The sequence below is a fragment of the Gemella sp. 27098_8_149 genome (genome assembly GCF_041433745.1).
Classification (GTDB): Bacteria; Bacillota; Bacilli; order Staphylococcales; family Gemellaceae; genus Gemella.
The window spans coordinates 79,715-87,252 of sequence record NZ_JAPWCB010000007.1 but is presented as its reverse complement, the minus strand read 5'-3'; the positions used below and the strand labels follow the sequence as shown (position 1 = coordinate 87,252).

General features: G+C 28.7%; 5 protein-coding genes. All 5 read right to left on the bottom strand.

Annotated features, from left to right (window positions below; translation table 11 throughout):
• A partial coding sequence (locus O3801_RS04845) for a helix-turn-helix domain-containing protein (RefSeq protein ID WP_371454246.1) occupies positions 1-331 on the bottom strand: 331 nt, incomplete at its 3' end.
• A gap of 391 nt (positions 332-722) precedes the next feature.
• The gene (locus tag O3801_RS04840; RefSeq protein ID WP_371454245.1) at positions 723-1,649 is read right to left on the bottom strand and encodes a helix-turn-helix domain-containing protein; all 927 of its coding nucleotides are present in this window, start codon (positions 1,647-1,649) and stop codon (positions 723-725) included.
• A gap of 295 nt (positions 1,650-1,944) precedes the next feature.
• Complete coding sequence (locus tag O3801_RS04835) at positions 1,945-4,716, bottom strand: SEC10/PgrA surface exclusion domain-containing protein (protein WP_371454244.1); 2,772 nt, start codon at positions 4,714-4,716, stop codon at positions 1,945-1,947.
• 268 nt (positions 4,717-4,984) lie between these two features.
• The gene (locus tag O3801_RS04830; protein WP_371454243.1) at positions 4,985-5,911 is read right to left on the bottom strand and encodes a helix-turn-helix domain-containing protein; all 927 of its coding nucleotides are present in this window, start codon (positions 5,909-5,911) and stop codon (positions 4,985-4,987) included.
• A gap of 299 nt (positions 5,912-6,210) precedes the next feature.
• Entirely contained in the window at positions 6,211-7,497 is a 1,287-nt protein-coding gene (locus O3801_RS04825; RefSeq protein ID WP_371454242.1) for an adenylosuccinate synthase, read from the bottom strand.
• Positions 7,498-7,538: the final 41 nt, after the last annotated feature.

Below are 7,538 nucleotides of genomic sequence, written 5' to 3'. Positions count from 1 at the left end.
TATAAGAAATGTCTTTTTTCTTTAATTCTTTTTTACATTCATTCACTATCATCGATGAAGAACCTGTTTGTAAATACGACTGCATTCTATTTGCAAAATTCGTAGTTTCTATTTCAGTATAATCATAATAGTACACTAAAAAGTCTAAATATGATATACCACAATTTTCTAATAATTTTTCAAATGTGGCAATAGGTAGACTTGTTTCATCTGCTTCAAAACGTGTTAATGTTCTTGTTGAAATAATATCACCTGCGACATCTTTAGACTTATACCCTCTTTCCTCTCTTAACTTTTTAAAAACTCTTCCATGCATATTTTTTTCGTTCATTTTTTTCTCCTAGATTAGTTATTAAACAATCAATATTTTTCTATTTATATTTTTCTATTGTAAAATATTCGTATAAAATCATAGATAATAATAACTACACATAATCATAATATACTTATATTTTACCATAAATCTTAAATATTTTTTGTGATTAATTTATGTATAACCAAAATTTTTAATTTTATATAGTATAATGGACAATTATTGTTTACATTAATCATGAAGAAATAGTCACTTTTTTTCTAATATCCATTACCCTAATTATTTATCACTCTAATATGACAAAACTGTCTTATAAATATTACATTTAAAAATAACTTTCACAAACAAAAAAACTAATTCGCTACATAACAAATTAGTTTCTTCAACTTTTTTAAATATTCTAAAACTATTAAAATTCAAGATCAACATCAGTTTTATTTATTTCACAAATAGCTTTATATCCTTGATCCATTAACGCTTTTCGAAAAGAATCATTAGTAAGTTCATTAGTTAAATTCTGAATTTTTAATAATTTATTAGCAAGTTCTGCCCCTTCTCTTTTATTTTGACGTAAATATAACTTAGACAATATTGAAATAACAGAAATATAGTAATTCGATCTATTTATTAATAATATCTGTTCATTAAAAATATCTAGCGCATCATTACATCGTTTCTCAGCTAAGGGATAATAACCATTTCTTGATAAGAATGCCAAAGAGGCAAGTAATAAATCACAATAGGCAGTACTTAAATATTTACTCATATAATTTCCAAAAGGAATATTTTCTAAACATTCTTCTATTATTCTATCTATATACTCAACTGAAAAATCATCCCTTGATGCAGAATTTATTAAAATTAATAATCCATATATTTCATCCCATGCTAGTTTACTCGTAGACTCTATCTTCTCCTTAATGATTCTCTTATTTTCATTAAATAATTCTATGTTCTCATTCCAATTTAAACTATCTATAACTCCTAAAATATCTATTCTTCTATCAAAATCTATAATATTTTTCCTTAATTCTTTTTTACATTCATTTACTATTTTTGATGTTGAACCTGATTGTATGTGCATCTGCATTTTCTGTACAAATTCAGTATTCTCTTCAAAAGCATAATCATAGTAAAAAGCCAAATAATCTACATAACTAATACCACATTTTTCTAATAATTTTTCAAAAATTGCAATAGAGATACTCGTTTCATCAGATTCGAATCGAATAAGTGTTCTTGTAGAAATAACTCCACTTGCGACATCCTTTAACTTATATCCTCTTTCCTCTCTTATTTTTTTAAAAATACTTCCATGCATATTTTTCTCGTTCATTTTCATCTCCTATACTAGTTATTCAACAATCAATATGTTTATTAAGTACATTTTTAAATGTAAAGATATTTATTACAATAACTCCATAATAATATACTTATATTTTACCATAAATCTTAAATATTTCTTCTGATTAATTTATATAACTTGATGATTTATAAATTTACTCTCACAAAATATATATGAACAAAAACCCCAAGGTATAATTACTTTATACCTCGAGGTTTAAATATTTATTTCAAATTAATGTAGGATTGTGATCTATACTAATATTTCACATTTATTAGTTTCATAATTAGTTTTGTTTATCTTTTTTTCTTAGTCTTGCAGCTACTGCTAAGGCTACTAAACCTGCTACTGTTGCCATTCCACTTTGGCTTTCACCTGTATTAGGTAAAGTTTTTAAACCATTTGAATTAACACTTGGACGTTGTAAGTCAGGTTGGTTGTTAGATGAACTTGGAGCTTTGTCTTCTGGTTTATCTCCTGGTTTCTTAGTTCCCACTAAAACTACTTCATCTACAACATCTTCAAGAATAGTTTCTTGAGTCACTACATCTAATACTTTTCCATTTTCTGATAGTGTTATTGTTTTAATTGATTTGCGACCTTTTTTACCTTTTACTTTAACGACACGTTTTCCTTCTTCTAATGTTGGATCATTTTGTTCTACAGTTCTATAGTCAAGTTCTTCTTCCTTAACTTCTTCTTTAATATCTATAAAAGGTTTTGGATCTATAGGTGGCTCTTGCATACGTTCATTTGTATAGATTTGTAATAAACGATTATATTCTTTTTCTAAATCTTTTAATTCAGATATTAATTTTTGTAATTGATCGCTTAATTTTGTTTGAGTTTGTAAAAGATTTGTCAGCTTATTCACTATATCTTGAAGTTGAGCTTTTACTTTAACAAGCTCTTTTTCATTGTCAGCAAATTTAGCTACTTTATCTTCCATATCTTTTTTCTTTTTAGTTAAAGATTGGATTTTATCTAGAATTATCTTCAAATCTTCGTGTTTATCTTTACAAGCTTTTAGAGCATCCTCATATTCTTTTTGCGCTCTATTTGCATCATCTTTAGCTTTATTTAATTCATCATGTTTTTGTTTTTGAACATTTAACGCATCGTTTAATGCTCTTTGTTTAGAATCTTGATCTGCTGTTACATTCCTTAAATTTTCTTCAGCTTTTTGCTTTTCTTTTTCTGCATCTTGTAAATCTTTTGCAGCTTTATTAAATTTAATTTGTGCGTCTTGTGTTTTTTCTTTAATTTTACTTAACTCATCAACTTTATTTTGAGCATCAGTAACGTCTTTAGTCGCTTTATCTAATTCTTGTGTAGCTTTTTCAACGTCTTTTATTGCATCATCGTATGCTTTTTGTAATACGTCTCTGTCTGGATAATCAACATTATCAAGTAATGTAGCTGCACCATAGCGTTTTTCATATTCTACATTGTCGTTATCGTTTTTAACAAATCCTGGGTTAATTGAGATTGCATGTAGTTTAAATGTCCCATCTTGTAAGTGTGAGAATGAAACCCCTACATTCTTAGAACTAATAAGTGATAATGCATGGTTGTAGTGTCCGCTTAATGCCCCTTCGTGCATGAAAATATTAAAGTATTTGTATAGATAAGCAAATAGTTCAGAACGTGTTACTGTGTTGTCAGATCTTTTTGAAACCATTAAATTTTCATAATATTGTTTTTCTGTATCAACACCTGGGTCGGCTGATGTAGCCAGTCCACGTTTACGCGCAGCATCATTGATACCACGCCCGAAGTGTCCGTCAACTGTTGCGTTATTGTCCACTACAGATTTAGCAACTTCTTTAGCGAATTCAATAGCATCTAAGTGAACTTTGATTTTATCTGAGATACCTAGTTGAGAACGTGCATCATTTACTAAATGTGCAAAGTATTGAGATAACTCAAGATGTACATCTTGTGGTAAGTTGTTGATTTCGTACGTAATTTTATCATCAGTTTTGTTACCGTATTTTAAAGAGTTCGCCTTTGGTTGGCTATTTTCAATAACTTGTAGTTTTTTAATCATGTCAAGTTCTCGGCTATTTTTGTCAGCATAGAACTCATCCATAGCTTTGTCCATTCTTGCTGCATATTCTTCTGGATCAGTATCATCAGTGATTGGATTTTTAGCTTCCCATGCTTTCATATCAAACCTTTCATTATGAATACTTCTGAATTTATTGAATGCATCTAACCATTCTTTGGTTGCTAAGAATTTAGTTGGGTATGGAAATTTTTCAACAGCCGATTTAGCTTCTTGTTGTTTACGTTTAGCTTCATCTAATAAATGTTGTTTTTCCTCTCTATTTTGTTTTTTATTATTTAAATCAGTGTTTGCATCATTTCTACGATTTGCTAAATCTTCGTCGTGTACTTTAGCGTCATCTAATTCTTTTTGAGCATTATCATTTTGTTTTTGTTTTTCATTTAAGATTTTCTCAGCTTCTGTTAATTTATTTTTCGCTATATCTATTTGTCCAGGGTCAAATGCTTTTTTCTTAAGATCTACATCTTTATCTGCTTCATCTGCTGCTTTTTGAGCATCTTTAACTTTTTCATCTGCAGTATTTTTAGCATTTAGTTTAGCCGCTTTATCTCTTTGAGCTTGGTCAAATTCTTGCTCTTTAGTAGCTTTATCTGTTTCAGCTTTTTTTATATCATTTTTCACACCTTCAATTACATCTGGTGTTATTTTTTTACCTTCGTCAATATCCTTTACTAAAGAATCAACTTTTTTTTCTAATTCATTTTTTTCATTCTGAGTAGTTGCAATTTCATTTTTATTAAGGTCTACTTCTTTAGTTTTATTATCGATTTCGACTTTTTTATCATTAACTTTTTTCTTTGCATCTAATACTTGTTCATCAGAGACAGTATATGTTTTATCTTGTTTAACAGTTGTCTCCACAGGGACATCCGCTGCTTGAACTTGTGATCCAGTGTAACTAGCTCCTACTATCGTTAAACCTAATAATACCGAGGCTGTTCCGATTTTATTTTTTCTTAAAGAAAATCTTTGCTTTCTTTTTATCATAATTAATTTCCTCCATAAAAATATGTAAACAATCACTTTATAAAAATAATTTTATCATATAATATTAGGGTTAACATAAATCATGAAAAAATCGTCACATTACTGAATATAAACTTCATATTTTACTCATTTATCTTCTCAATATGACAAATATGTCCTCTAAATTTTTTACAGTACATATTATTTTAAGTTTTCTAAAAACAAAAAAAGAAACTAATTCGCTTATAGCAAATCAATTTCTTAAAAAATCTATTTTTTTTATTTATTTTTAAAATTCTATGTCTAAACCTGTTTTATTTACTTCATAAAAATTTTTATAAGCGGCGTCTCTTAACCTTTTATGATAAGCATCACCAGTAATTTCCGCAACAATATTTTTATATTTTAAAACCTTATTAGCAAGATCAATACCTTCTTTTTTATTTTGGCGTAAATATACTGTAGCTAAAATTCTCAGTACTTCTACATAAAAATTCGTTTTTTCTATTAAAAAGGATTGTTCATCAAAAACTTCAATTGCCTCCTTACATCTTTTTTCAACTAATTCATAATAACCATTTCTTGATAAAAATGCTAACGATCCAATTAATAAATTACAATATGCACTACCAACATATTGACTCAGATAATTCCTGACAGGAATATTTTGTAAACACTCTACAATAATTCTATCGATATATTCAATAGAATACTCTTCTCGTGAGGAGTATTCTATTAAAAAGTTAAGTCCGATTATTTCATTCCAACCTAATTTATTAGTTGACTCAATTATCTCCCTAATTATTCTCTTATTATCAGATATTTCTCTATCCTCTTCTCTCCAATTTGATGCTTGTATAATCGATAAAATATCTATTCTTTTTGATAGTCCAATTTTATTTTTCTTTAGTTCCTTTTTACATTCATTTACTATCTTTGATTGAGAACCAGATTGCACATATCCACTAAGTTTTTTCGAAAATTCAGAATTTTCTATATAAGCATTGTCAAAATAATATACTAAATAATCCAGAAACCCTATACCACAATTTTCCAATAATTTCTCAAAAACTGCAATTGAAATACTAGTTTCATCAGCTTCAAAGCGCATTAATGTTCTCGTAGAGATTACATCGCCTGCGACATCTTTTAACTTATACCCTCTCTCCTCTCTAAGTTTTTTAAAAATACTTCCATGCAAATTCTTTTCATCCATTTCTTATCTCCTAAATTTTAATATTAAGAATAATTTATAACTATTTTTTTCTACAAATAAATACATTAAAGATTATTAAAATAGTCTTTTCAAATATATTTTACCATTTAATTAATACTTATTTTAATTACGTGACAAATACGTCATATTCTAATCTATTTTCTCTATATCTATAAAAATAACTACACTACGTGACATTTTCGTCACCTTTTTTTGTATTTTTCAATATAATTTTTACAAAAATAAACTTCGAGGTATAGTATAATTACCTCGAAGTCTACTTATCATTTCATTTTATTTTAATTCCATAAATCTTCAAGTAGGTGAGTTTGTGTTCTATCTGGTCCAGTAGAGAATACAGAGATTTTAACACCTACTAATTCTTCGATTTTTTCTAAATATTTTCTTGCGTTATCAGGAAGCTCATCAAGTGATGTTACACCTGTAATATCTTCATCGAATCCTGGTAATGTTTCATAGATTGGCTTGCAATCTTTAATGATGTTTTCATTAGCTGGGTATTCAGTTAAGATTTCACCTTTATAATCGTATGCTGTACATATTTTAAGTTCTTTAAGACCTGAAAGTACATCTAGACAGTTTACTGACAGATTAGTCATTCCAGATACACGAGCTGAGTGACGCATTACTACAGTATCAAACCATCCTATACGACGTGGACGTTTTGTTACAGTTCCATATTCGTGTCCAATTTCACGAATTCTAGAACCAATTTCATCAAATAATTCAGTTGGGAATGGTCCATCACCTACACGTGAAGTATAAGCTTTTGAAATACCTAATACTTTAAGTCCGTTTGTTGGAACAAATCCGTTACCAACAGTGATTCCTCCTGCAGATGGGTTAGATGATGTAACATATGGATATGTACCGTGATCGATGTCTAACATTACCCCCTGTGCACCTTCGAATAAGATGTTTTTATTTTCATTTTGTGCATCTTCTAATACTTTAGAAGTGTCTGTAACATATTGAGCTAGTTGTTTTCCATATTCGAAGTACTCATTGAAGATTTCTTCTACTGTGAATCCTTCAGTTTCATAGATTTTTTCGAATAGTTCATTTTTTTCTTTCAGATTTTGTTCTAATTTTTTCTTGAATAGATCAGCATCTAATAAATCAGCGATACGGATACCACAACGTTTGTATTTATCTACATAACATGGTCCGATACCTTTTTTAGTAGTACCAATTTTGTTTACTCCACGACGAGCTTCTTCAACCTCATCAAGTTTTAAGTGATATGGTAATACTACGTGTGCTCTATTAGAGATTCTTAGTCCCTTACAAGTTACTCCACTTTCTTTTAGTCTATCGATCTCACCACAAATCCATTTAGGATCTACTACAAGACCATTACCGATAATTGAAAGTTTCTCTTCATTAAAAATTCCAGATGGGATTAATTGAAGTTTGTAAGTTTTTCCATCAAACTTAATAGTATGTCCTGCGTTGTTACCCCCTTGATAACGAGCAATTACATCAGCGCGTTCTGCTAAAAAGTCGGTAATTTTACCTTTACCTTCATCTCCCCATTGTGAACCTACTACTACGATTATTGACATAAATTACGCCTCCTGAAAGCAATTATTTTTTCCATTAATAA

Excerpts from the sequence above, each read along its gene's own strand:
- O3801_RS04830 (WP_371454243.1), bottom strand. The coding sequence starts at position 5,911 with ATGGATGAAAAGAATTTGCATGGAAGTATTTTTAAAAAACTTAGAGAG.
- O3801_RS04840 (WP_371454245.1), bottom strand. The coding sequence starts at position 1,649 with ATGAACGAGAAAAATATGCATGGAAGTATTTTTAAAAAAATAAGAGAG.
- O3801_RS04825 (WP_371454242.1), bottom strand. The coding sequence starts at position 7,497 with ATGTCAATAATCGTAGTAGTAGGTTCACAATGGGGAGATGAAGGTAAA.
- O3801_RS04835 (WP_371454244.1), bottom strand. The coding sequence starts at position 4,716 with ATGATAAAAAGAAAGCAAAGATTTTCTTTAAGAAAAAATAAAATCGGA.